The following is a 25000-nucleotide window of genomic DNA, read 5'->3' on the forward strand; positions in this document are numbered from 1 at the left end:
ATGGTTGCAGATGAGGCTGTCAGCAGCTCCTGGCGCAAGGTGGTGCGCACCCTGGAGGAGGACGACCGCGTCTCCCCACGCCAGCGCGGGCACGTGGGCCTGGCCCAGGCCCAGGGACTCATCGGCAACACGCTCCTGCTGGCCGTCCCGAACGAGCTGACGCGCGAGGTGCTGCAGACCCAGCTGAAGGACCCGCTGGCCGCCGCCCTGCAGGACGTGTTCCGCACCGAGATCCTCTGCGCCTACTCCATCGACTCCACCCTCGCCGCGCCCCGCGCGGAGGAGTCCCCGGTGCCCGTGCGCGCCACCCCGGTCCGCGAGGTGCCCGCCGTCCGCTCGGCCGCCTCCCCGGTCCGCTCGGCGCCGCCCGCCCCCGCGCCCGGGCCGCCGTCGACCTCGGACGAGACGAGCCGGCTGAACCCGCGGTACCACTTCGAGACGTTCGTGATCGGGTCCTCGAACCGCTTCGCCCACGCCGCCGCCAACGCCGTGGCCGAGGCTCCCGCCAAGGCCTACAACCCGCTGTTCATCTACGGCGAGTCCGGGCTCGGCAAGACCCACCTGCTGCACGCCATCGGGCACTACGCCCGGCACCTGTACCCCGGACTGCGGGTGCGCTACGTGAACTCGGAGGAGTTCACCAACGACTTCATCAACTCGATCCGCCACGACGAGGGCGCCAGCTTCAAGCAGGTGTACCGCAACGTGGACATCCTGCTCATCGACGACATCCAGTTCCTGGCGGACAAGGAAGCCACCGTCGAGGAGTTCTTCCACACGTTCAACACGCTGTACAACAACAACAAGCAGGTCGTGATCACCTCCGACCTGCCGCCGAAGCAGCTCTCCGGCTTCGAGGAGCGGCTGCGCTCCCGCTTCGAGTGGGGTCTCATCACGGACATCCAGCCGCCGGACCTGGAGACGCGCATCGCCATCCTGCGCAAGAAGGCCGAGGCCGAGGGGCTCACCGCGCCGCCAGAGGTGCTGGAGTACATCGGCTCGAACATCTCCACGAACATCCGCGAGCTCGAGGGCGCCCTGATCCGCGTGACCGCCTTCGCGTCCCTCAACAAGCAGCCCGTGGACACCCAGCTCGCCGAGCAGGTGCTGCGCGACCTCATCACGGACGAGGACGCCCACGAGATCACGGCGCCGGCGATCCTCAACGAGACGGCGGCGTACTTCAACCTGACGATGGAGGAGCTGACCTCCAAGTCCCGCACGCGCACCCTGGTGACCGCCCGGCAGATCGCCATGTACCTGCTGCGCGAGCTCACCGAGATGTCCCTGCCCAAGATCGGCCAGGAGCTCGGTGGCCGGGACCACACCACGGTCATCCACGCCGACCGGAAGATCCGCGAGCTCATGGCCGAGCGCCGGACGATCTACAACCAGGTCACGGAACTCACGAACCGGATCAAGCAGAAGCAACGGGCCCGCTGACCCCGGCCGGCGACCTTCATCCTTAACTCGAGGGTGGACCCACAGCCTTAACCCCGTGAACCCGGGCCCCGGGAGCACTTCTCCACAGTTGTCCACAGAATTCCACAGGCAGAACCGCGAGATCTCAAGGGTGGCACCCACAGCTGTGGACAACGCTGTGGATCGTTAAGTGGAGGACCGCCCCCAGGCTCTGGACAACTGCCGGGCGAGCTGTGGATCGGGTTGCGGGGCCGGCGGAGGTTGTGCACCGGCCGTGCACAGGGACAACGGAGACCCTCCACCGCCCCATCCACAGGCTTAACCGCGTTCAGGCGCCGGGAAGAGGGGTTATCCACAGTTTCCACAGGGGTTATTAACACTACTCATCCCTGTTAAGAGAGAATCCCAAGAACATTCACCCTCCGTCCGTCGACCGCGACTCGTCCCACCGGCCCAGATCGGTCCCGACGCCCACCGTGGACCGGAGCCCACGCGGCCGGTGGCCTCCCCCGCCCGGGGCCGCACCCCGTTCCCCGACCCCGGGGCGGCCGAACTGCCCGGGAACACTCCCCCACCTCGGGCGCCTCAACCACAGGTCGGCCCGGTTTCCCGGCATTCGCGGCACCGGCGAGTCACGGTAAGCTGGCACAGCACCGGCCGTCGGTGTGCATGAGGGACCCCAGGTGGGTGGACGTCCCGATGGAGCCGAACGACTAGACCTGCCGTCTGCGAGAAAGGCGGATACTTCTGTGAAGTTCACCGTTGAGCGAGACATCCTGACGGATGCCGTCTCCTGGACCGCACGCTCCCTGTCCCCTCGCCCTCCGGTGCCGGTGCTCTCGGGCCTGCTGATCACGGCCGAGAGCGGCCTGGTCTCCATCGCGAGCTTCGACTACGAGACCTCCGCCCAGCTGGAGATCGAGGCCGAGATCGAGGCCCCCGGCAAGATCCTGGTCTCCGGCCGGCTGCTCAATGACATCGTCCGGTCCCTGCCGGCCGCCCCGGTCACCGTGGAGACCGAGGGGTCAAAGGTGATCGTCACGTGCCGCAGCTCCCGCTTCGAGCTGGCCACCATGCCGGTCGAGGAGTACCCCGCCCTCCCGGAGATGCCGGAGTCGGCCGGCACCGTGGACGGCAGCGCCTTCGCGCACGCCGTCGCACAGGTCACCGTGGCCGCCTCCCGGGACGACACCCTCCCGATCCTCACCGCCGTGAAGCTCGAGATCGAGGGCGACCGGATCACCTTCCTGGCCACCGACCGCTACCGCCTGGCGATGAAGGAACTCCACTGGGCACCCGCGGACCCGTCCATCTCCACCTCCCTGCTCGTCAAGGCCCGCACCCTCACCGAGGTGGCGAAGTCCCTCGCCGGCGGCGGTGAGCTGCAGCTGCGGCTGCCCCGGGAGTCCTCGACCTCCGACCTCATCGGCTTCTCCTCCGGCGGCCGCCGGACCACCTCCGTCCTGGTGGACGGCGAGTACCCGAAGATCCGCGCACTCTTCCCGGAGTCCAGCCCCATCCACGCCGTCGTGGCCACGGGTCCCCTGGTCGAGGCCGTCAACCGCGTCAAGCTGGTGGCCGAGCGCAACACCGCCGTGCGCATGGTCTTCACCGACGGCCAGGTCTCCCTCGACGCGGGCACCGGCAACGACGCCTCCGCGAACGAGTCCCTGGACGCGGCGCTCGACGGCGACGAGATCACCGTGGCCTTCAACCCCTCCTACCTGGGCGAGGGGTTGAACGTGATCGACGCCCCCTACGTGCGGTTCTCCTTCACCACCGCCCCGAAGCCCGCCCTCATGACCGCCCAGCAGGAGCCGGACTCGGCCGAGCAGGACGACTACCGGTACCTCGTCATGCCGGTGCGCCTGGCCAACTGACGCCGCCGGTCGCGAGCGCCGTGCACCTGTCCCACCTGTCCCTCACCGACTACCGCTCGTACCGCCAGGCGGAGCTGGACCTCGTCCCCGGGCCCAACGTCCTCGTGGGGTCCAACGGCGTGGGCAAGACGAACATCGTCGAGGCCATCGGGTACCTGGCCACCCAGGACTCCCACCGCGTGCCCCACGACACCCCCCTGGTGCGGTTCGGGGCCTCGCAGGCGATCATCCGCGGCCGCATCCACCGCGGCGAGCGGGCGGTCGCCGTCGAGATGGAGATCAACCCCGGCCGGTCCAACCGGGCGGCCATCAACCGGGGCGCCCCCCAGCGGGCCCGCGAGGCGCTCGGGCTGCTGCGCTCGGTGCTCTTCGCCCCGGAGGACCTCGCCCTGGTCACCGGGGACCCCTCCGTCCGCCGTCGGTTCCTCGACGACCTCGTGGTCCAGCTGCGCCCCGCCCTCGGGGACGCGGGCAGCGACTACGAGCGGGTGCTGCGCCAGCGCAACGCGCTGCTGAAGAACGCCCGCGCCTCCCGGACGTGGACGGAGGAGCACGAGCACACGATCGCCGTGTGGGACGAGCACCTCTCCCGCGCCGGGGCCCGCGTCCTCCACGGCCGGCTCCACGTGCTGCGGATGCTCGCCGCGCCGCTGACCGAGTCGTACGCCGCCCTGGCCGGGAGCCGGAAGCCCGCCGGCTTCAGCTACGAGTCCACGGTCCCCGCCGCGGCGGGCCAGCACGGGACCGTCCCGGACGAGGAGGAGCTGTACGAGGCACTGCTCGCCGAGTTGGGCTCGCGCCGCCGGCAGGAGCGGGACCGCGGGGTCACCCTGGCCGGACCGCACCGGGACGACCTCGCACTGGCCCTGGGGCCCGCGCCGGCCAAGGGCTTCGCCTCCCACGGCGAGACCTGGTCCCTGGCCCTGGCCCTGAAGCTGGCGAGCTACCGCGTGCTGGTGGCCGACGACCCGGACCCGGACGCCCGCCCCGTGCTGATCCTCGACGACGTCTTCGCCGAGCTCGACGCCGGCCGCCGCACCCGCCTGGCCGCCCTGGTGTCCGACGCCGAACAGCTGCTGGTCACGGCCGCCGTGGCGGAGGACATCCCCGTGGAGCTGCGCGGGCCGCGCATCGGTGTCAGCCTCGGCGAGGAGGGCAGCACGCTCGATCCGGGGGTCCGGCCGTGACGCGTGCCGGCGAGGCGGGTCCGGCGGACGACCAATGGGCCCCGGACGACGCGGGGCGCGCGGGCGAGCCACGGGACGCCGGGACGCCGGGGACCGGACCGGACGCGGCCCCGGGGCCCGGCGCGCCGGCGCCGCAGGGACCCGCCGACCCCACCCCGCCGGGACCGGCGCCCGAGGAGCCGGACGCCGCCCTGGTCGCGCTCAACCGCGTCCGGCAGGCCGCGGAGGCCCGGGGCGAGGCCCGGCGCCGGTCCTCCACCCCGGCGCGCGGCACGGCCGGGACGCAGGGTGCCGGCCGGGCCGGTGGGGGCCGGCGTCGGGGCCCGGTGGCCGACGCCCGCGACCCGCGCATGCTCGGCGACGTGTTCGGCCGCCTGGTGACGGACCGCGGATGGTCCTCGCCGGTGGCCGTCGGCTCCGTGCTGTCCCGCTGGGACGAGCTGGTGGGGCCGGACATCGCCCTGCACTGCAGGCCGGAGAGCTTCGAGAACGAGGTGGTCACGGTGCGCTGTGACTCCACGGCGTGGGCCACCCAGCTCAAGCTCCTCACGCCCGCCCTGCTGCAGCGGTTCGAGGACGCCCTGGGACCGGGGATCGTCACGAGCCTGCGCGTGGCCGGCCCCGCGGCCCCGTCCTGGCGCAAGGGCCCGCGCGTGGTCCGGGGCAGGGGCCCGCGGGACACCTACGGATAGGCCCGCTCCCTCCCGCCAAGCCCCGCCAAGCCCCGCCGGGTCCCGGCGCCCGGCCCGGACCCGCTGCCGCGACGCCGTCCGCCGAACCCGCCAACGGCGATCTGAGCCACTCACCCCCCGGTGGGCGGACGGGGACCGGGAGGGCGATCCCCGAGCGGGGCGGAAGGCCGGTTCTGCGCGTCTGGGGGCATGTCCTGGCCCGGCGCACCCCTCCGATGGGCGCTCCGGGCGCGTTCTGGAGTAGGATATGAAGGACGTCGTGCCGAACCTGGACGGGCCGTGCCCGCAGGTGTCCCCCTCGGGGCCGGCACGGTCCGCCGAGACTGTCCCCGAACCGAGGAGCCGTAGACGCCCGTGGCCGAAGAGAACAACGGCACTGACCAGAGCGGCCTGCCCCCGGAGACCGCCGCACCGGCACCGGAGGCGACCTCCTCCGAGATCTCCCAGGCCACCCGCAAGGTGGAGCACGAGTACGGCGCCGGTGACATCACGGTGCTCGAGGGCCTGGAGGCCGTGCGCAAGCGGCCGGGCATGTACATCGGCTCCACGGGCCCGCGCGGCCTGCACCACCTCGTCTACGAGGTCGTGGACAACTCGGTGGACGAGGCCCTCGCCGGGTACTGCGACACCATCCGCGTCACGCTGCAGGCCGACGGCGGCGTCCGCGTGGAGGACAACGGCCGCGGCATCCCCGTGGACATGCACCCCACGGAGGGCCGGCCCACGGTCGAGGTCGTCATGACCATCCTGCACGCCGGCGGAAAGTTCGGCGGGGGCGGCTACGCCGTCTCCGGCGGCCTGCACGGCGTGGGCATCTCCGTGGTGAACGCGCTGTCCACGCGCGTGGAGACCGAGATCCGCCGCCAGGGCCACGTCTGGCGGATGTCCTTCGCGAACGGCGGCGTGCCCCAGGGCGAGCTCGTCCAGGGCGAGGAGACGGACGCGACCGGCACCACCCAGGTGTTCTACCCGGACCCGGAGATCTTCGAGACGACCGTCTTCGACTTCGAGACGCTGCGCGCGCGGTTCCAGCAGATGGCCTTCCTCAACAAGGGCCTGCGCATCACGCTGACGGACGAGCGCCCGATCGAGACCAACGAGGTCCAGCAGGACGAGATCGCCGGTGACCCGGAGGCCGAGGCCACGGCGGAGGCCCCGGAGGACGCGGCCACCGAGGAGACCCCGGCCCCGATCGGGCACGAGCTGGAGTCCCATCGCAAGCGGACCGTCGACTACAAGTACGACAACGGCCTGCTGGACTACGTGGAGCACCTGAACTCGAACAAGAAGGTCGAGATGGTGCACGACGACGTCATCGCCTTCGAGACCGAGGACACCGAGCGCAAGATGGCCGCCGAGGTGGCCATGCAGTGGACCACCGCCTACTCCGAGTCGGTCCACACCTACGCGAACACCATCAACACCCACGAGGGCGGCACCCACGAGGAGGGCTTCCGCGCGGCGCTGACCTCCCTCGTCAACCGGTATGCCCGGGACAAGGAACTGCTCAAGGCCAAGGACGACAACCTCACCGGGGACGACGTCCGCGAGGGCCTGACCGCGGTGCTGTCCATCAAGCTCTCCGAGCCGCAGTTCGAGGGCCAGACGAAGACGAAGCTGGGCAACTCCGAGGCCAAGGGCTTCATCCAGAAGATCGTCTCGGACCAGCTCGGCGACTGGCTCGAGCGGAACCCGGGCCCGGCCAAGGACATCATCCGCAAGGCCCAGCTGGCCTCCCAGGCCCGCATGGCCGCCCGCAAGGCCCGGGACAACGCCCGGCGCAAGTCGCCCCTGGAGTCCTTCGGGATGCCCGGCAAGCTCGCCGACTGCTCCTCGAAGAACCCCGTCGAGTGCGAGGTCTACATCGTGGAGGGCGACTCGGCCGGCGGCTCGGCCAAGCAGGGCCGCAACCCCACCACGCAGGCGATCCTGCCGCTGCGCGGCAAGATCCTCAACGTGGAGCGCGCCCGCCTGGACCGCGCCCTCTCCAACGCGGAGATCCAGTCGATGATCACCGCGTTCGGCACGGGCATCGGCGAGGAGTTCGACCTCACCAAGCTGCGGTACCACAAGATCGTCCTGATGGCGGACGCGGACGTGGACGGCCAGCACATCACCACCCTGCTGCTGACGGTGCTGTTCCGCTACATGCGCCCGCTGATCGAGAACGGCTTCGTGTTCCTGGCGCAGCCCCCGCTGTACCGGATCAAGTGGTCCAACGCCCCGCACGACTACGTGTTCTCGGACGAGGAGCGCGACCAGGCGATCGCCGCCGGCCTGGCCCGCGGCTGGCGCTACCCCAAGGACAACGGCATCCAGCGCTACAAGGGCCTGGGCGAGATGGACTACCAGGAGCTGTGGGACACCACCATGGACCCGGAGCACCGGACCCTGCTGCAGGTGACCATGGACGACGCGGCCGCGGCGGACGAGATCTTCTCCATGCTGATGGGCGAGGACGTGGAATCCCGCCGGTCCTTCATCCAGCAGAACGCCAAGGACGTCCGGTTCCTGGACATCTGAGTCCCTCCCGAGACACCTGACCCGGACCCCGCGGCCCGGGGCCGGGCCCGCCCAGCCGTGCGGTGCCCGCCCCGCCGGCGGACCACCCTGACGAGACCCGAGGACCGAAGCGCGTGAGTGACGAGCAGAACCCCGAGAACACCGAGAACCCGACGCCCGACGCCGGCGGGCCGGCCGAGGCCGGCGCCCCGGTGATCGCCCCGAACCTGGAGGGCGCCGACAAGGTCGAGCAGGTGGACCTGCAGACCGAGATGAAGCGGTCCTACCTCGACTACGCGATGGCCGTCATCGTGGGCCGCGCGCTGCCGGACGTGCGGGACGGGCTCAAGCCGGTGCACCGGCGCGTGCTCTACGGCATGTACGACGGCGGCTACCGCCCGGACCGGTCCTTCAACAAGTCGGCCCGCGTGGTCGGCGAGGTCATGGGCAACTACCACCCGCACGGCGACTCGGCGATCTACGACGCCCTCGTGCGGCTCATCCAGGACTGGGTCATGCGCTACCCGCTGGCCCTGGGCCAGGGCAACTTCGGGTCCCCCGGCAACGACGGCGCGGCCGCCCAGCGCTACACCGAGACCAAGATGGCGCCCCTGGCCCTGGAGATGGTCCGGGACATCCAGGAAGACACCGTCGACTTCCAGGACAACTACGACGGCAAGCAGCAGGAGCCCACCGTGCTGCCGGCCCGGTTCCCCAACCTGCTGGTCAACGGCTCCTCGGGCATCGCCGTCGGGATGGCCACCAACATCCCGCCGCACAACCTGCGGGAGGTCGTGGACGGGGTGCAGTGGTACCTGCAGCACCCCGAGGCCACGCGCGAGGAGCTGCTCGAGGCCCTGCTCGAGCGCATCAAGGGCCCGGACTTCCCGTCCGGGGCGCAGATCCTGGGCCGCAAGGGCATCGAGGACGCCTACCGGACCGGCCGCGGCTCCATCGCCATGCGCGCGGTGGTCAGCGTCGAGGAGATCCAGGGCCGGACCTGCCTCGTGATCACCGAGCTGCCCTACATGGCCAACCCGGACAACCTCGCCGCCAAGATCGCGGAGATGGTCCGCGACGGCAAGCTCACCGGCATCGCCGACATGCGCGACGAGACCTCCGGGCGCACCGGCCAGCGCCTCGTCATCGTGCTCAAGCGGGACGCCGTGGCCAAGGTGGTGCTGAACAACCTCTACAAGCACACCCAGCTGCAGGAGAACTTCTCCGCCAACATGCTGGCCCTCGTGGACGGCGTGCCGCGCACCCTGTCCCTGGACGGTTTCGTGCACCACTGGGTGATGCACCAGATCGAGGTCATCGTCCGGCGCACCCGGTTCCGCAAGCGCCGGGCGGAGGAGCGAGCCCACATCCTGCAGGGCCTGCTCAAGGCCCTGGACATGCTGGACGAGGTCATCGCGACCATCCGGCGCTCCGCCAGCGCCGAGGTCGCCCGCGAGGAGCTCAAGACGCTGCTCGAGATCGACGACGACCAGGCCCAGGCCATCCTCAACATGCAGCTGCGCTCCCTGGCCGCGCTCGAGCGCCAGAAGCTGCAGGACGAGTACGACGAGCTGCAGGCCCGGATCGCCGAGTACAACGCCATCCTGGAGTCGCCGCAGCGCCAGCGCGAGGTGGTCTCCGCCGAGCTGGCCGAGCTGGTGGACAAGTACGGGGACGACCGCCGCACCGAGATCCTCTACGGCTACGACGGCGACATGTCGATGGAGGACCTCATCCCCGAGGAGGAGATGGTCGTCACCATCACCCGCGGCGGGTACATCAAGCGCACGCGGATCGACAGCTACCGCGCCCAGAACCGCGGCGGCAAGGGCGTGCGCGGGGCCTCCCTGCGCGAGGACGACGTGGTGGAGCACTTCTTCACCACCTCGACGCACCACTGGATCCTGTTCTTCACCAACCTGGGCCGGGTCTACCGGATCAAGACCTACGAACTGCTCGAGGCCGGCCGGGACGCCAAGGGCCAGCACGTGGCCAACCTCCTGGCCTTCCAGCCGGAGGAGCGGATCGCCCAGGTCATGCCCCTGACCGACTACGGGCGGGCGCCCTACCTCGTGCTGGCCACCCGCAGCGGCCTCGTCAAGAAGACGCTGCTCGCCGACTACGACACCAACCGCAGCGCCGGCGTGATCGCCATCAAGCTGCGCGAGGGCGACGAGGTGGTCTCCGCCCAGCTGGTCTCGGAGGAGGACGACCTGTTCCTCATCTCCCGCAACGGCCAGTCGCTCCGGTTCAACGCGACCAACGAGGCGCTGCGGCCGATGGGCCGGGCCACCTCCGGCGTGACGGGCATGAAGTTCCGCCCCGGCGACGAGCTGCTCACGGCCGACGTGGTCCGGGAGGACTCCTTCGTCTTCACCGTGACGGAGGGCGGGTACGCCAAGCGGACCGCCGTGGACGAGTACCGCGTGCAGAACCGCGGCGGCCTCGGGATCAAGGTCGGCAAGGTCGTGGAGGACCGCGGCGTGCTCACGGGCGGCCTGGTGGTGCACGAGGAGGACGAGGTGCTCGTGGTCATGGAGTCGGGCAAGGTGGTCCGCTCCGCCGTCGCCGGCGTCCCCGCCAAGGGCCGGGACACGATGGGAGTGATCTTCGCCAAGCCGGACAAGAACGACCGGATCATCGCGGTGACGCTGAACAACGAGAAGCACCTCAACAGCGCCAACGGGGAGGCCGCCGAGGACGCCGTGGAGGGTGAAGTACCCTTGGACCCTGAGGCGGCGCCCGCGGACACGCAGGCGGACGCCGACGCGACCATGACAGCCACCGAATCCGCCACGGGTGCAACCGGCCCGGACGCGGAGACTGACGGAGGACAGTAGTGAGCACATCCGGAACGCCCCGGTCCACGGGCCAGCGCCCGGCGGGCACGAACCCCGCCCGCGGGACCCAGCAGCGGACCGCCGCCCAGCCGGCCCGGACGGCCGCCCAGCGCCCCCAGAACGGCCGCCCCTCGGGGCAGGCCCAGGGACGTCCGGCGTCCGGCCAGCGGCCCGCGCAGCGCCCGGCCCAGCAGGGCCTGGTCCGGCCGGCGCCCAAGGCCAAGGTCCGCAAGGCCCGGCTGCTCGTCTCCCGGATCGACCCCTGGTCGGTGCTCAAGATGGCGTTCCTGCTCTCCGTGGCCCTGGGCATCGTCACCGTGGTCGGCGCCGTGGTGCTGTGGACCGTCATGGACCTGACCGGGATCTTCGACCAGGTCAACGACCTGCTGGCGCAGGTGCTCGGCTCGGAGGGCGGCTCGTTCACCGTCCAGCAGATCATCTCCCTCGGCCAGGTGGCCTCGTTCGCCACCATCATCGCGGTGGTCAACGTGGTCCTGCTGACGGCGCTGAGCATGCTCGCGGCGGTCCTCTACAACATCTCGTCCACCCTCGTCGGCGGCATCGGCGTGACCCTCACCGACGACTGACGGCTCCCGCGACCCGCGGCCGGACCGCCGATTTTGCCCGGCGGCCCGGCTGGGGTATCGTGGACTCTCGTTCCGGGGACGCGTTCCCGGAACGGTGAGGGCGTATAGCTCAGGCGGTTAGAGCGCTTCGCTGATAACGAAGAGGTCCCAAGTTCAAGTCTTGGTACGCCCACTCACGCAGTTCCCCCACCGGCCCCGCGCCGGGGAAGGCGGCATCATGAAGCCAGCGGCACGACTGGTCGCCGTGGCGGCCGGCGTGGCCGCCGTGCTCGGTGTCCGAGCCTGGCGCGAGAACGAGCGCGGCAAGCAGGTCTGGAGCTCGGCCACGGATTCCCTCGACACCACGGCGCAGGGCAGCCCGGAGCGGGACGCGCGGGACAACTGAACACCCCTCGGGGGCATGGCGCAATTGGTAGCGCACCTGCTTTGCAAGCAGGGGGTTAGGGGTTCGAGTCCCCTTGCCTCCACCGATGACGAAGGGCCCGGGATCCAGTGCGGATCCCGGGCCCTTCGTCATGCCACGGGTCCCGGTCCGTCCCGGGGCGCCCCGTGCGCCCCGGCGGGCGCGACGGCGGCCCGGAGGGCCCGAGTGCCGGGCCGGACCCGTGCGGGGACCGGCCCGGCCGCCTCACTCGGCCGACTTCGGCGCGGGGACGCCCTCGACCTTCTCCTCGGCCGTGTCCACCACGGCGTCACCGGCGGCCACGGCCGGGGCGGGGGTGGTCCCGGCGCCCGGGGTCGCGGCGGGGAGCGTGGTGGTGGCGGTGCTCGCCGGGGTGGCGGCCGGCGTGGACGGCGCGCGCGTGGCCAGGTCCGGGTCGGCACCCGTGGTGGCGGCCGCGGCCGGCACGGTGGCACCGGCGGGGGCTCCGGTGCGCGGCAGCGGGGCCGGGGCCGGGGCCTTCCACGGGTCGTCGACCGGCTTGGTGAGCTGCCAGACGGCCACCGCGGCCGCGCCGGCGGCGACGACCATCCCGGCCACCAGCCAGCCGGTGTTGCCGGAGCCGCTCTTGCGGGCCTGCTTCTTCAGCTGCCTCTCCGCGGACTTCGCGTACTGCTCGGCGGCCCTGCGCAGCTTCTTCACGGCCTTCTTGTCCCCGGTGAGGCCGATGAGGGCGCTCTCCACGGCGGGGGAGACCTTGGCGTGGTGGGCGGCCCGGGAGGCCTGGCCCGCGACGCCGGCCAGCCGTCCGGAGGCGGCGGGGACGTACTCGTCCTGGACCTTGTGCCGAGCGGTCTCCACGACCGGGGCGACGCGCTCGGCGGCCCCCGCCAGGGCGGCGCCGGCCTGGCCCAGGCCGGCCTTGACCGGCGGCGTGAGGCGTTCGATGGTGTCGGCGACCTGGTGGGAGGCCTGCGCCCGGGCGGCCTTGCCGCGCACCTTGCCCTCGCCGAGCCCGCGCTCGGCCCAGGCCAGGGCGGCCTCCACCTTCGGGGCGGCCCAGAGCGCGGCCTGGTCCACTCCGGTGGTGAGCCGGTCCTCGAGAGTCGGGGCAGTCGTCTTCTTGCTCATTCGAACCTCCATGACGTGCGCTGGTGCACTCTGCTGTGCCGGCGGCAAACCGGTGCGCCGGGCCTGGGTACAGCCTAAGGGGTTCGGCGCGGCGGCGGCACGGCGGGGACGTTCGCCCCGGGTTCGGCCCTCGGCGAAGACGGGGCCCCGGTCAGGCCCAGGACCGGCCCCCACGCGCGGCAGGTGGAACAATGGCGGACATGACTGCTATCGCGACCCACATCGCCACCATCAAGACCAACGCCGGGGACATCGTCGTCGAGCTCTACGGCAACCACGCGCCGAAGACCGTGCGGAACTTCATCGGCCTGGCCACCGGGGACCAGGAGTGGACCCACCCGGCCACGGGCGAGACCCAGACGGGCACCCCGCTGTACAACGGCACCATCTTCCACCGCATCATCAAGGACTTCATGATCCAGGGCGGTGACCCGCTCGGCCGTGGCATCGGCGGCCCGGGCTACCAGTTCGACGACGAGATCAACCCGGACCTCGACTTCACCACCCCCTACAAGCTGGCCATGGCCAACGCCGGCATCCAGGGCGGCCGCGGCACCAACGGCTCCCAGTTCTTCATCACCTCCGTGCCCACCACCTGGCTGCAGGGCAAGCACACCATCTTCGGCGAGGTGAAGGACGAGGCCTCGCAGAAGGTCGTGGACGAGCTGAACTCCGTGCGCACCGGCCCCGGCGACAAGCCGGTCGAGGACGTGGTCATCGAGTCGATCGAGATCAAGGAAGCCTGAGGCACCTCGAGTGTCCCACCTGGCCCCGGGCGGTCCGGAGGGCGCGGCAGGCCGGCCATTGCCGGTGTGCCCGCGCCATCCGGACCGCCCGTCCCTTATCCGCTGCCAGCGCTGCGGCCGGCCCGCCTGCCCCGAGTGCCAGCGCCCGGCCGCCGTCGGGGTGCACTGCGTGGACTGCGTGGTGGACCTCCGCGCCGGGACGCGGCCGGGGCGTGCGCTGGGCGGCCCGACGCCGGCCCGGACGGGCCTCGCGGCGGCCCGGCGGCCGCGGAGCGCGGAGCGTCCCACGGTCACGTGGGTCCTGATCGGGCTGTGCGCGGTGGCCTACGTGCTGCAGTGGCTCACGGCCGGCCAGCGGCCCGGCGTCACCGAGCTCTTCTGGTACGCGGGCGTGCACACCTCCGCCTGGATGACGGAACCGTGGCGGATGCTCACCTCGGCGTTCCTGCACTCGCTGGGCAATCCGCTGCACATCCTGCTGAACCTCTTCACCCTGTGGATGATGGGCCGGATCCTCGAACCGGTCCTCGGCTGGGCCCGGTTCCTCACGCTGTACCTGGTCGCCGCCCTCGGCGGTTCCGTGGCCGTGCTGTGGCTCTCCCCGCCGGACGTGCCCGTCCTGGGCGCCTCGGGGGCCGTCTACGGGCTCTTCGCGGCCCTGTTCATCGTGCTGCGGCGCACCGGCGGGAACGTGACCTCGATCGTGGCGTTGATCGCCGTGAACCTCGTCGTGTCCTTCATGGGTGCCAACATCTCGTGGCAGGGGCACATCGGTGGCCTCGTGTCCGGGGCGGCCTGCGCCGCCGTCTTCGCCTACGTGCCCCACGCGCGCCGGGGACCGGCGCTGCGGCAGTGGCTGGGTACGGCGGCGGTCGCCGGGACGCTGGTGGTCCTGGCCGTGCTCGGTGCCGCCCGGCTGACCCCGACGGTGCTGCTCGGCCTCGCCTGATATCCACAAGGTTATCCACGGATGTGGACGGAATGACACGGGTGTGATTCACAAGGAGGGTTATCCACAGTCGTTATCCACACTGTGGATGAATCACACCGGTGTCGTTCCCTCCACAGGGGCGGCTGTGGACAGCAAGATCCCTGTCCGCCGGGGAATCCGAGGCCCGTGGCGACAGTGTGGACAGGCCGGCCCCTCCGTGGGGAGAACGGCTCCACTCTTCCACAGGGCGTGGGGAGCAGGACGGGCAGGCCGGGCCGAATTCACCACCGTTGTCCACAGGTCTTCCAGCGGAGGGTGAGGGGCCGGTGGATATCACGAGGTCCGTGCCGCGATCGGGGCCGCCGTCGGGAGTCCGCGGCCGTGAGGGGGGTCGGGAGGGGCGGCGTCGAGAGGAGAGAGGCTTCGGGACGGCGACCCGGAGGGGACGGCCTGGAGGGTGGCGCTCCGGGAGGCGAGGGACCGGGGGGCGGTGAGCCGACCCCGGATGCGCCGGCGGACGGTCCCTCCGGAGCCGGGCGACCGCCCGGTCACCCCTGCATGACGCACTGGTCGCTCAGGGGTGACGGCCCGCCCGACTCCGGACGACGGCCGGGTCAGCCCCGGGCGTCCGCCGGGAGTGCGCCGGGTCCGTGCCGGGTCAGCGCCAGCGGGTGGTCATGACGAAGCCGATGACCGCGATGCCGAAGCCGATGCCGATGTTCCAGCCGCCCGCCTGCGGGAGGGGGGCCAGGCCCATGGTGATGTAGTAGACGATGATCCACAGCAGGCCGATGATCATCAGGCCGAACATGATCGCCTTGTACCAGACGGGCAGCGGCCCGGGCTCCTGGGCGGCGGCGCGTGCGGCGGCCCGGCGCTCGGCCCGCTCGGCGGAGACGTGGTTCTTACCGGTCCTGCGGGACTTCGACTCGGGCAAGGGATTCCTCTTCGACTCTTCGACGGGATCGGTCACGGTGCCGGAGACGCCGGGGAGGCGTATTCTGCTGCAGACGACTCCGGTCCCGATCAGTCTAGCGGCGACCGCCGCCGGCCTGCCCGGACCGCCGGGGCCGCCGGCAGGACCGCGTCCACCCGTGGTCCGGTCCGTCCCGGTCCCCGAACCACCGACTCGACGTTAGGCACCCCCGCATGACCTCCCCGTCCCAGCGACCCGACGGCGCCCCGGCGCGCGTCCTCGTGGTCGACAACTACGACAGCTTCGTCTACACGCTCGTGGGATACCTGCGCGAGCTCGGGGCGGACACCCTCGTGGTGCGCAACGACGCCGTCACGGTGGGCGAGGCCATCGAACTGGCGGCCGAGCGCGACGGCGTCCTGCTCTCGCCCGGCCCGGGTACGCCCGCGGAGGCCGGCATCAGCATCGCCATGGTCCGCTGGGCGGCCGAGCACGCGGTGCCCCTGTACGGGGTGTGCCTGGGCCACCAGGCGATCTCGGAGGCCTTCGGGGCGACGGTGACCCACGCGGAGGAGCTCATGCACGGCAAGACCTCCCGGCTGCGGCACGGCCGGCACCCGATGTTCGCCGGCGTCCCGGACCCGTTCTCCGCCACGCGGTACCACTCGCTCGCGGCCGTGCGTTCCACCGTCCCCGCGGAGCTGGAGATCACCGCCGAGACGGAGGGCGGCATCGTCATGGGCGTCGCCCACCGCACCGCGCCGTTGTGGGGCGTCCAGTTCCACCCCGAGTCGGTCCTCACCGAGGGGGGCTACCGGATGCTCGCCAACTGGCTGGAGTCCCTCGGCATGGCCGGGGTGGCCGAGCGAGCGGACACGCTCTCCCCGCTCGTCGGCTGATCAGCCGTCCTCGTCACCGCCCTCGTTCCCGCCGCCGTTCCCGCCGCCGTTGCCCCGGTTGTTCCCCGGCCCGGTGGGCGGGGGTGAGTCGGACGGCGCCGGGGACCCCGTCGCGCTGCCCGTCGGTGAGGGACTGGCGGACGAGGAGGTGCCCGACGGCGAGGGACTGGCCGAGGCGGAGGCCGACGCGGACGGCGTCGCGCTCGGCGTGGGCGTGGGGGTCGGCGTCGCGCTCGGCGTGGGCGTCGGGGTGGGTGTGGGCCGCGGGGCGGGCCGCTGCGGCCGGACCGCGACCTCGACGGTGACGGAGGACCCCTGGGGCACCTCCGTGCCCTCGGCCTCCTCCTGGGCCACGACGGTGCCCTCGCGGACCACCTCGTTGGCCACCTCCACGACCGTCATCCGCAGCCCCGCGTCCTCCAGCGCGGCCTGCGCCTCGGCGCGGCTGAGGTCCACCAGGGCCGGCACCTCGACCATGCCGGAGGAGACCTGCAGCTCCACGGACGCCCCGGAGCGCACGGTCGACCCCAGCTCCGGGGAGGTGCCCACCAGCCGGTCGCGCGGCACGTCCGCGGAGGGCACGTCCCGGACCGAGGAGATCGACAGCCCGAGTTCCTCGAGGACGTCCCGGGCGGTGGCCTCCGACTGGCCGGCGAGGCTCTCGGGGATCACCACCTGGTCCGGGCCCAGGGAGATGAGCAGGGCCACCTCCTGGCCCTTCTGCATGGTGGTGCCGGCCTCCGGCTCGGTGCCCACGGCGAGGTCTCGCGCCACCTCGTCGTCGTGGACCTCCTCCAGCATGGGGCGCAGTTCCGCCGCCGTCAGGGCGTTCTGGGCCTCGATCTGCGTGAGGTTGGCGACCTCCGGGACGGTGACCTGGTTGGCCTCGAGGTTCCGCCGGTTCAGCTCGTCCATGAGGAACCAGCCGCCGGCCACCGCGGCCAGGGCCAGGATGACGACGAGGACGGGGATCCACACCCGGTGACGCCGCCGCGGTGCCGGCCGCCGGGCCGCCTCCTGGGGGTCGTGGGGCATCGCGGCGAAGGCGAGGGGGTGGCCCGTGTCCTCGGACAGCGGGGGCGTGGACGCGCTGGGCGCCGGCCCGCGCTCCCCGGTCCCCGGGTAGCCGTCGGCCGCCGCGACGGGCGCGGCCGGGCCCGCGGCGCCGCCGCGGCCCTCCTCGGCAGGATCCCCACCGAGGGCGGGGATGGGCTCGGTGTCCTCGTGCACCGGCCCCCGCACCCCCGGCAGGGCCTCCGTGGCCGGTCCGGCGACCTGCCCGGTGCCCGGGCCCGGGACGACGGCGACGGCGGCCGTCGCGTCCGGATCGGCGTCGCGTCCGGACGGGGAGCCCGTCGCGGCGTGGGCACCGGCGGCGCCCACGGCCGCGACCGCCCCGGCCGTACCGAGAGCGCCCGGGGATGCGGCCCCGGCGGCCCCGCCCGTCCCGGCCCGCGCGGCACCGGACCCGCCCGCGGCAGCGGCCGGGCCGGCGTCGGCAGCCCGCAGGACCCGCTCCAGCGCGGCGCGGAACTCCAGGCCGGTCTGGAACCGCTCGTCCTTGTCCTTGGCCAGGGCCCGGGCGACGACCGCGTCCAACGCGGGGGAGACCTGGGGGTTCAGCGTGGACGGGGCGGGCGGGTCCTCCCGCACGTGCTGGTAGGCCACCGCCACGGGGGAGTCGCCCACGAACGGCGGGCGGCCCGTGAGCAACTCGAACAGCAGGCAGCCGGCGGAGTACAGGTCGGACCGCGAGTCGACCGTCTCCCCGCGGGCCTGCTCGGGGGAGAGGTACTGGGCGGTGCCCACGACCGCCTGGGTCTGGGTCATGGTGGCGGCGGAGTCGGCCAGGGCCCGGGCGATGCCGAAGTCCATCACCTTCACCGCCCCGGAGCCGGTGACCATGACGTTGGCGGGCTTGATGTCCCGGTGGACGATGCCGGCCTCGTGGCTGAAGTGCAGGGCCGCCAGCACGCCGGAGGTCCACTCCACCGCCTGGTCCACGGAGAGCTCGTCGTGGCGCAGCAGGTCCCGCAGGGTCCGGCCGTCCACGAACTCCATGATCATGAAGGGGCAGTCCACCCCGTGGTGCCCGGCATCCTCGAACGTCTCCTCGCCGGTGTCGTAGACGGAGACGATGTTCGGGTGGTTCAGCGCGGCCGAGGACTGCGCCTCCCGGCGGAAGCGCGACTGGAACTGCGGGTCCCGGGCGAGGTCCGGGCGCATCATCTTGATCGCCACCCGGCGCCCCAGGCGCAGGTCGCGGCCCTGGAACACGTCGGCCATGCCGCCCCGGCCGATGAGGTCACCGACCTCGTACCGGCCGTTGAGGATGCGTTGGTGTGGCACTGTGCAGGTCCTGTTCCGTGGGGACTCGTCGGTGACTGGTCGGGGGCTCGTCAGGGGGCTCGCGGCAGGGTGGCCCGGGTGGTCCCGGCGGTCAGCTCTCCTCGGCGGGCGCCGCGTCCAGCGAGGACGCTGCGCCGTCCCCCCGGGAGCCGGGGAGGCGGCGCCGGTCTCGGCGGTCGTGTCGGCGGTGGTGTCCGCCGTGGGCTCGTCCGTGGCGGGCGCGGTGCTCGTGGCCGGCGCGCTCGTCGACGGGGCTGCGGAGGTGGGGTCCTCGGTGGGCGCGGACGGGCTGGCCGGGGCGCTCGTCGAGGGCGGGGCGGTGGTCTCGGCGGGCGTCGAGCTCGCCGGGGCGCTCGTCTCCGGCGCGGAGGAGGACTCCGACGGCGGGGCCTGCGTGGTCGGCGGCGCCTCCGCGTACGTCACGGTGATGAGCCGGCCCAGGGGGACCTCGCCGGTGGGGTCGAGCCCGAGCACGAGGCCCGGCGTCACCTCGGAGCTCCGCTGGCCGGTCTGGGTGACCTGGAAGCCCAGGTCGCGCAGCTCGGCCGCCACCTCGTCCACGGGCCGCCCCAGGTAGGACGCCGCCGAGATGGTCACGGTCCGCGGCGCCTCGGTGGTCTCGCTCGCGGTCGGCGACTCCGAGGCGCTGGCCGAGGTGGCCGAGGTGGCCGAGGTGGAGGGCGTGGCCGGCGCCGAGGAGGACTCCTCGGCGGGGCCCCGGGCGAGCAGCGGGCCCAGCCACATGCCCAGGAGCACGAACAGCACCAGCGCGAGCAGGCCGATCAGCGGCCAGGTCCACGGGCTGCGCCGGCGCGGCTCGGCCGTGCGGTCCAGGTCCTCGTCCCGCCCGTCGGCCGCGAGGTCGGCGGCCCCGGTGCCCGGGCCGGCGTCGGGCCCGCCCGTGGCCGAGATCCGGGGGGACCCGGCCGCCGCGGCGCCCGCGCCCACGGCCGCCCCGGCCGCGGCGGAGCCCGCGAGCGGCAGGGCCGAGGTCCCGGTGCCCCGGGATCCCGAGGCGCCCGCGGGCCGCTCGATCACCTCGGTGGCGTGGGTCTGGGTCATCCCGGAGAAGTCCACCGGCTGGGTGACGGCCTCGGTCGGGGCCCCGGTGCTGAGGAACGGGAGCATCCCGGGCACGGACGCCGCGGCGGAGGCGGTGTCCTGCCGGCGCAGGGCCTCGGCGGCCTCGGCCAGGGCGGTGGCGTTGGCCGGCCGGTCCCGCGCCTCCTTCGAGAGCATGGACATGATCAGCGCGCGCACCGGCTCGGGGATGGACTCCGGCAGCGGCGGCGGCGGGTCGTTGACCTGGGCCAGGGCGATGGCGATCTGGGACTCCCCGGAGAACGGGCGGTGCCCCACGAGGCACTCGTAGCCGATCACGCCGAGGGAGTAGATGTCCGAGGACCCGGTGGCCTGCTGGCCGGTGGCCTGCTCGGGCGCGAGGTACTGGGCGGTGCCCATCACCTGCCCGGTGGCCGTCAGCGGCACCTGGTCGGCCAGCCGGGCGATGCCGAAGTCCGTGACCTTGACGCGCCCGTGCGGCGTGATGAGCAGGTTGCCGGGCTTGATGTCCCGGTGCACGAGCCCCTGGGCGTGGGCGGCGGACAGCGCGCGCGCCGTCTGCGCCATGATGTTCAGGGTCCGGTCCGGGGACAGGACCTTCTCCTTGTCCAGGATGGCGGACAGCGGCGGGCCGGGCACCAGTTCCATCACGAGGTACCCGGAGCCGCCCTCCTCGCCGTAGTCGAAGACGTTGGCGACGCCGGGGTGGTTCAGCAGCGCGGTGTGCTGGGCCTCGGCCCGGAACCGGCGCAGGAAGTTGGCGTCCCCGGTGTACTCCTCCTTGAGGATCTTCACCGCCGTGAGCCGCCCCAGGACCTTGTCCCGGGCCTTCCAGACCTCGCCCATGCCACCGATGGCGATGCGCTCGGTGAGCTGGTACCTGCCGCCCAGCGTGATACCCGATGTCGGCCTCACTGTGTGACCACCGCCTCCATGATCTTCTTCAGGTTCGTCGACGTCAGCGCGCTGCCGGTGTCGAAGTCGATGTTCTGGTACACGAGGGTCACGGCCACCTGCGGGTCGTCCGCGGGGGCGAACCCGGTGATCCACGAGTGGACGTTGTCCGTCTCCGCGCTGATCTGCGCCGTGCCCGTCTTGGCGGCGATGTCCACCGTGCCGGACTCCGCGCGGTAGGCGGTGCCGCCGTCCACGACCCCGCGCATCATCTGGGTCATCTGCTCGGCGACCTCCGGCGTGGTGGAGCGCTTGAACACCTCGGGCTCGGTCTCCTCCAGCAGCGTCAGGTCCGAGCCCCGGATGGAGTCGATCAGCTGCGGCTTCATCAGGGTCCCGTCGTTGGCGATGGCCGCGGCCACCATGTTCATCTGCAGCGCGGTGGCCTTGACGTCCCGCTGGCCCAGGGCCGACTGCGCCAGGGCGGCATCGTCCAGGTCCCCGGGGAACTGCGAGGCCGAGACCGTCAGCGGGATGTCGATCGACTCGTTGAACCCGAAGTTCTCCGCGGTGGTGCGGATCCGGTCCTGGCCCAGCTGCATGGCGGCGTTGGCGAAGGGGGTGTTGCAGGACTGGGCGAAGACCTCGGCGAGCGTGGCCCGGTCGAAGCGCCCGCAGATGCCGCCGCCGAAGTTGCCCAGCTGGGTGGAGGAGTTCGGCAGCGTGATCTTGTCCGGCACGTCCACGGTGGTGTCCGGCTCGAACTGGCCGGACTCGAGCATCGCCACGGTGTCGATGAGCTTGAACGTGGAGCCGGGGGCGGCGAGCGAGGCGGTGGGCCGGTTCACGTACGGGCTCAGCCCCGGCACGGACTGCAGCTCCTCCATGTTCTGGGCGGCCTTGGCCCCGGAGTGGACGGCGAGCAGGTTGGTGTCGTAGCTCGGCTTGGAGGCCATGGCCAGGATGTCCCCGGTCTTCGGGTCGGTGATGACGGCCGAGGCGGTGGTGCCCTCCGGCAGGGCGTCGTAGGCCACCTGCTGCATCCTCGGGTCGATCGTCAGCTCGACCTGGGCGCCCTCCATGGGGGTGCCGGAGAACAGCTCCACGATCCGGTCCACGAACTGCCCGTCCGAGGTGCCCGCGAGGTACCGGTTCATCTTGTCCTCGAGGCCGGTGGCGCCGTAGGACAGCGAGTAGAAGCCGGTCAGCCCGGAGTACAGCTCGGGCTGGTGGTACACGCGCTGGTAGTTGAAGTCGTCGTTGGACTCCACGGACTCGGCGATCGCGGTCCCGTCCACGAGGATGGGCCCGCGGGCGGAGCCGAACTCCTGGTAGAGCTGGCGCGAGTTGAAGTCGTTGTTCTTCAGCGCGTCGGCGGCGACCACCTGGATGATCGAGATGGCCGCCACGAGCACCATGAACATGGCGACGACGACGACCCACGTGTTGCGGATGGCCTGGTTCATGGGGTCCTGCCTCCCGTGGTGGTCGCGGCGGCGGCCCCGGTGCCCGGCGTCCCGGTGCCCGCCGCGCCGGTGGCCGGGTCGTGGTGGCCGGAGCCGGTGCCGGAGGCGTTGACCATGGGCCCGACGGCGACCGGCCGGCGCGCGGCCTGGGAGACCATGAGCACGAGGGCCACGATCAGCCAGTTCGACAGCAGCGAGGACCCGCCGGCGGCCATGAACGGCGTGGTCAGGCCCGTCAGCGGGATCACCATGGTGACGCCGCCGATCACCACGAAGCACTGCAGGGCCATGGTGAAGGCCAGCCCCGCGGCGAGCAGCTTGCCGAAGGTGTCCCGCGTGCCCAGGGCCGCGCGCATCATGCGGGTCACCAGCAGCACGAAGAGCATGATGATCGCGGACAGGCCGATGAAGCCGAGCTCCTCGCCGAAGGAGGCGATGATCATGTCCGAGTTCGCGTAGGCCACGATGTCCGGGCGCCCCGAGCCCAGGCCCGTGCCGAGCAGGCCGCCGGAGGCCAGCCCGAACAGGCCCTGGACGATCTGGAAGCTGCCGGCGGCGCGGTTGTAGACCTCCGGGTCGAAGGCGTTGAGCCAGGCGTCCACGCGGAAGCCCACGTGCGAGATGGTGTTGACGGCGATCACGCCGCCCACGGCCACGAGGGCCAGCCCCAGCAGGATCCAGGACGTCCGCGAGGTGGCGAGGTAGATCATCGCCATGAACAGGCCGAAGAACAGGATCGCCGAGCCGAGGTCACGCTGGAAGACGAGCACGCCCATCGAGATGAGCCAGGCGACCACCAGCGGGCCCAGGTCCCGGAACCGGGGGAACGTGAGGCGGCCGACCTTCTTGCCGGCCAGCAGGATGAGGTCCCGGTTGGCGGAGAGGTAGCCGGCGAAGAAGATCGCCAGGGTGACCTTGGCGACCTCGCCCGGCTGGAACGAGCCGACGCCCAGGTTGATCCAGATGCGCGCGCCGTTGATCTCCATGCCCAGTCCGGGGACGAGCGGCAGGAGCAGCAGCAGTCCCGAGGCGGCCAGGAACAGGTACGGCCAGCGCCGCAGGATCCGGTGGTCCCGCAGCAGCCACAGCAGCAGGATGGCCACGCCCATGGCCAGGATCGTCCACATCAGCTGGCGGGTGGCGGCGTCGTCCCCCTCGGCCACGTCGATGCGGTGGATCATCGCGATGCCCAGGCCGTTGAGCGTCACCACGATGGGCAGGATGTAGGGATCCGCGTACCGGGCCCGCAGCCGGAGCACGAGGTGGAACACGAGGGCCATGATGGCCAGCACGGCGATCTGCACCCAGTACTCCGGGGTGATCTCGCGGTCCATGCCCAGCGCGCTGAGCAGGTTGGCCCCGCCGCCGATGCACAGGCCGAGCAGCAGCAGCACCAGCTCGGTGTTGCGGCGCGGGCGGGCCGGGGAGACGACCTCGGACATCAGCGATCACTCCTCGGGGCGGTGGATCCGGACGGCGAGGGCGTCCCGGAGGGCGACGTCGTGGCCCGGGCCGTGCCACCGGTCGGGGACGGGGAGGCGGAGGGCCTCGGGGACGCCGAGGCGTCCGGGGAGGCGGTGGGACCGTCCGCGGGCGGGGAGGTGGTCGAGCCCTCGAGGTCCGCCACGATCTCCTGGGCGTGCTCCAGGTCCCGGGCCGGCAGCCCGGCCTCCACGCGCTGGCGCGAGTACGCGGGCAGGTCCTCGAGCCGCACCTCGGTCTCGGAGTCCAGGTGGGACAGGGTGATGGGCCCCAGCCGCTGCGAGACGCCGTTGTAGATGGCGACCCGGCCCTCGTGGGCACCCACGTAGTACTGGGTCTGCGTCCACAGGTAGCTCCACGTCAGCACCACGGCGAGGATCAGCGCCAGCAGCGCGGTGAACACGGGGAGGAACACCGAGCGACGGCGCCGGACCGGTTCGTCCTCCTCGGGCGCCGGCGCCCCGGGCACCGGGGCGCCGGGCGGCGCGGCCCCGGGGTCCCGGCTGCCGTTGGAACCGTCGCCGCCGGGGCCCCCGGCGGGGCCGCCGTCGGCCTGTCCGGCACCGGCGGGTGCGGCGCGGTGCCGGCCCGCCGGCCGGCCGCCCTCGATGAGGTCCGAGGCGGCGCTGGCCGCGAGCGGGTCCAGCGGCGGTTCGGGGCGGCGCGCGGCGGCGTCGGTGCCGGAGAGCAGGGTGGCGGCGCGCTTCTGCGTGCTGCGCCGGGTGACGATCGGGATCTTGCCGGTCTGCGTGGCCTGGGCCGCGGCCCCCACGAGCACGTGCGGCCGGGACTCCAGGTCCTCGCGCAGCAGGGAGCCCGAGACCGGCCCGGCGCCGTCCGGGGTGGCGGCGGCCAGGGCCCGCTCGGAGAGCGGGACGGGCGCCGGCTCGGAGGTCTCCTCGGGAGTGGCCTCGGCCACCTCGAAGGCCACCACCGTGACGTTGTCCGGCGCGCCGCCGGCCAGGGTCAGCTCCACCAGCTCGTCCGCCACCGCCTGCAGGTCGCGGCGGTGGCGCAGCTTGTGCTCGATCACGGTGGACGGGACGACCGCGGTCAGCCCGTCCGAGCACAGCAGCCAGCGCTCGCCGGGGGCCGCGGCCAGGGCCATGAGGTCCAGCTCCGGGGAGGCGTCCACGTCCCCGAGCACGCGCATCAGCACGTTCTTGTGCGGGTGGTTCTCCGCCTCCGAGGGGTCCAGCCGGCCCTCGTCCACGAGCCGCTGGACGAAGGTGTGGTCCACGCTGACCTGCTCGAAGACGCCGTCCTTGAGGCGGTAGGCGCGGGAGTCGCCGATGTGGGCCACGTGCAGCGTCTCCCCGGCCAGCAGCACGGCGGTGCACGTGGTGCCCATCCCGGCCAGCTTGGGGGTCGCGTGGACCAGGTCGTTGAGGATGAGGTTGGCGTTCTGGATCTCGTCCGGCAGCACGGTGGCCGGGTCCTCGTAGCCCGTGGCGTCGAGCGCGGCGAGGTCCAGCACCGTGGAGGCGCTGGCCACGTCGCCGCCCACGTGGCCGCCCATGCCGTCGGCGACGACGGCGAGGTGGCGTCCGGCGTAGGCGGAGTCGTCGTTCTTCGACCGGACCCTGCCCACGTCGGAGCGCGCGGCGAATCGGAGCACCAGTGGCATGCGGT

General features: G+C 72.5%; 17 protein-coding genes and 2 tRNA genes. 13 read left to right on the plus strand and 6 right to left on the minus strand.

The annotated features are described in order from the left end of the window. The 10 genes from dnaA to E7744_RS00045 all read left to right on the plus strand — a co-directional run bounded on the left by dnaA (position 1) and on the right by E7744_RS00045 (position 11577). Positions 1-1443 carry a chromosomal replication initiator protein DnaA gene (dnaA, locus tag E7744_RS00005; RefSeq protein WP_137772345.1) on the plus strand — a complete coding sequence of 481 codons (1443 nt, stop codon included), beginning with the start codon at positions 1-3 and terminating at the stop codon, positions 1441-1443. A 728-nt stretch (positions 1444-2171) separates the two neighbouring features. Next, the gene (gene dnaN, locus E7744_RS00010) at positions 2172-3302 is read left to right on the plus strand and encodes a DNA polymerase III subunit beta (protein ID WP_137772346.1); all 1131 of its coding nucleotides are present in this window, start codon (positions 2172-2174) and stop codon (positions 3300-3302) included. Positions 3303-3322: 20 nt separating this feature from the next. Next, on the plus strand, positions 3323-4489 hold the full coding sequence (recF, locus tag E7744_RS00015) for a DNA replication/repair protein RecF (RefSeq protein ID WP_137772347.1): 1167 nt from the start codon (positions 3323-3325) through the stop codon (positions 4487-4489). A gap of 191 nt (positions 4490-4680) precedes the next feature. Next, on the plus strand, positions 4681-5181 hold the full coding sequence (locus tag E7744_RS00020; protein ID WP_137774746.1) for a DUF721 domain-containing protein: 501 nt from the start codon (positions 4681-4683) through the stop codon (positions 5179-5181). Between the two features lie 438 nt (positions 5182-5619). Further along, a complete protein-coding gene (gene gyrB, locus E7744_RS00025; protein ID WP_246858684.1) occupies positions 5620-7704 on the plus strand; it encodes a DNA topoisomerase (ATP-hydrolyzing) subunit B in 2085 nt (694 codons plus the stop codon). A 191-nt stretch (positions 7705-7895) separates the two neighbouring features. After that, complete coding sequence (gyrA, locus tag E7744_RS00030; RefSeq protein ID WP_246858685.1) at positions 7896-10523, plus strand: DNA gyrase subunit A; 2628 nt, start codon at positions 7896-7898, stop codon at positions 10521-10523. After that, on the plus strand, positions 10523-11110 hold the full coding sequence (locus E7744_RS00035) for a DUF3566 domain-containing protein (RefSeq protein ID WP_137772350.1): 588 nt from the start codon (positions 10523-10525) through the stop codon (positions 11108-11110). Before gyrA ends, E7744_RS00035 begins: the two co-directional genes overlap by 1 nt. 98 nt (positions 11111-11208) lie before the next feature. Further along, positions 11209-11282, plus strand: a tRNA-Ile gene (locus E7744_RS00040). Positions 11283-11327: 45 nt separating this feature from the next. Beyond that, positions 11328-11495: a hypothetical protein gene (locus E7744_RS15675; protein WP_168199702.1), complete on the plus strand. Its 168-nt coding sequence runs from the start codon at positions 11328-11330 to the stop codon at positions 11493-11495. 9 nt (positions 11496-11504) lie between these two features. Continuing rightward, positions 11505-11577 (plus strand) — tRNA-Ala (locus tag E7744_RS00045). 161 nt (positions 11578-11738) lie between these two features. On the opposite strand, the gene E7744_RS00050 is transcribed toward E7744_RS00045, so the two are convergent. After that, positions 11739-12623, minus strand: a complete 885-nt coding sequence (locus tag E7744_RS00050) for a hypothetical protein (RefSeq protein WP_137772351.1) — start codon at positions 12621-12623, stop codon at positions 11739-11741. A 200-nt stretch (positions 12624-12823) separates the two neighbouring features. Between E7744_RS00050 and E7744_RS00055 the strand changes: the two genes are divergently transcribed. Together E7744_RS00055 and E7744_RS00060 are read left to right on the plus strand one after the other, a co-directional pair. Further along, on the plus strand, positions 12824-13369 hold the full coding sequence (locus E7744_RS00055; protein ID WP_137772352.1) for a peptidylprolyl isomerase: 546 nt from the start codon (positions 12824-12826) through the stop codon (positions 13367-13369). A gap of 181 nt (positions 13370-13550) precedes the next feature. Beyond that, the gene (locus E7744_RS00060) at positions 13551-14318 is read left to right on the plus strand and encodes a rhomboid family intramembrane serine protease (RefSeq protein WP_246858478.1); all 768 of its coding nucleotides are present in this window, start codon (positions 13551-13553) and stop codon (positions 14316-14318) included. A 640-nt stretch (positions 14319-14958) separates the two neighbouring features. Here E7744_RS00060 and E7744_RS00065 read toward each other — a convergent pair. Beyond that, the gene (locus E7744_RS00065) at positions 14959-15237 is read right to left on the minus strand and encodes a cell division protein CrgA (RefSeq protein WP_137772353.1); all 279 of its coding nucleotides are present in this window, start codon (positions 15235-15237) and stop codon (positions 14959-14961) included. 212 nt (positions 15238-15449) lie between these two features. Between E7744_RS00065 and E7744_RS00070 the strand changes: the two genes are divergently transcribed. Further along, positions 15450-16115, plus strand: a complete 666-nt coding sequence (locus E7744_RS00070; protein WP_137772354.1) for an aminodeoxychorismate/anthranilate synthase component II — start codon at positions 15450-15452, stop codon at positions 16113-16115. Here the strand turns inward: E7744_RS00070 and pknB are convergent, their stop codons facing one another. The 4 genes from pknB to E7744_RS00105 are packed head-to-tail and all read right to left on the minus strand — an operon-like array spanning position 16116 to position 24995. Next, positions 16116-20441, minus strand: coding sequence for a Stk1 family PASTA domain-containing Ser/Thr kinase (pknB, locus tag E7744_RS16540; RefSeq protein WP_371415358.1), 4326 nt, complete (start codon positions 20439-20441; stop codon positions 16116-16118). It abuts the gene before it with no gap. Beyond that, entirely contained in the window at positions 20438-21886 is a 1449-nt protein-coding gene (locus E7744_RS00095; RefSeq protein ID WP_137772355.1) for a penicillin-binding protein 2, read from the minus strand. The genes pknB and E7744_RS00095 overlap by 4 nt, the downstream gene beginning before the upstream one ends. Beyond that, positions 21883-23328 carry an FtsW/RodA/SpoVE family cell cycle protein gene (locus tag E7744_RS00100; RefSeq protein ID WP_137772356.1) on the minus strand — a complete coding sequence of 482 codons (1446 nt, stop codon included), beginning with the start codon at positions 23326-23328 and terminating at the stop codon, positions 21883-21885. The genes E7744_RS00095 and E7744_RS00100 overlap by 4 nt, the downstream gene beginning before the upstream one ends. Beyond that, positions 23328-24995 carry a PP2C family serine/threonine-protein phosphatase gene (locus E7744_RS00105; RefSeq protein ID WP_137772357.1) on the minus strand — a complete coding sequence of 556 codons (1668 nt, stop codon included), beginning with the start codon at positions 24993-24995 and terminating at the stop codon, positions 23328-23330. The genes E7744_RS00100 and E7744_RS00105 overlap by 1 nt, the downstream gene beginning before the upstream one ends. Positions 24996-25000: the final 5 nt, after the last annotated feature.

Origin of the sequence: Citricoccus sp. SGAir0253 (assembly GCF_005877055.1) — a bacterium.
GTDB lineage: Bacteria > Actinomycetota > Actinomycetes > Actinomycetales > Micrococcaceae > Citricoccus.

Excerpts from the sequence above, each read along its gene's own strand:
- dnaA (WP_137772345.1), top strand. The coding sequence starts at position 1 with ATGGTTGCAGATGAGGCTGTCAGCAGCTCCTGGCGCAAGGTGGTGCGC.
- E7744_RS15675 (WP_168199702.1), top strand. The coding sequence starts at position 11,328 with ATGAAGCCAGCGGCACGACTGGTCGCCGTGGCGGCCGGCGTGGCCGCC.
- E7744_RS00050 (WP_137772351.1), bottom strand. The coding sequence starts at position 12,623 with ATGAGCAAGAAGACGACTGCCCCGACTCTCGAGGACCGGCTCACCACC.
- E7744_RS00055 (WP_137772352.1), top strand. The coding sequence starts at position 12,824 with ATGACTGCTATCGCGACCCACATCGCCACCATCAAGACCAACGCCGGG.
- E7744_RS00070 (WP_137772354.1), top strand. The coding sequence starts at position 15,450 with ATGACCTCCCCGTCCCAGCGACCCGACGGCGCCCCGGCGCGCGTCCTC.
- E7744_RS00095 (WP_137772355.1), bottom strand. The coding sequence starts at position 21,886 with ATGAACCAGGCCATCCGCAACACGTGGGTCGTCGTCGTCGCCATGTTC.
- E7744_RS00100 (WP_137772356.1), bottom strand. The coding sequence starts at position 23,328 with ATGTCCGAGGTCGTCTCCCCGGCCCGCCCGCGCCGCAACACCGAGCTG.
- E7744_RS00105 (WP_137772357.1), bottom strand. The coding sequence starts at position 24,995 with ATGCCACTGGTGCTCCGATTCGCCGCGCGCTCCGACGTGGGCAGGGTC.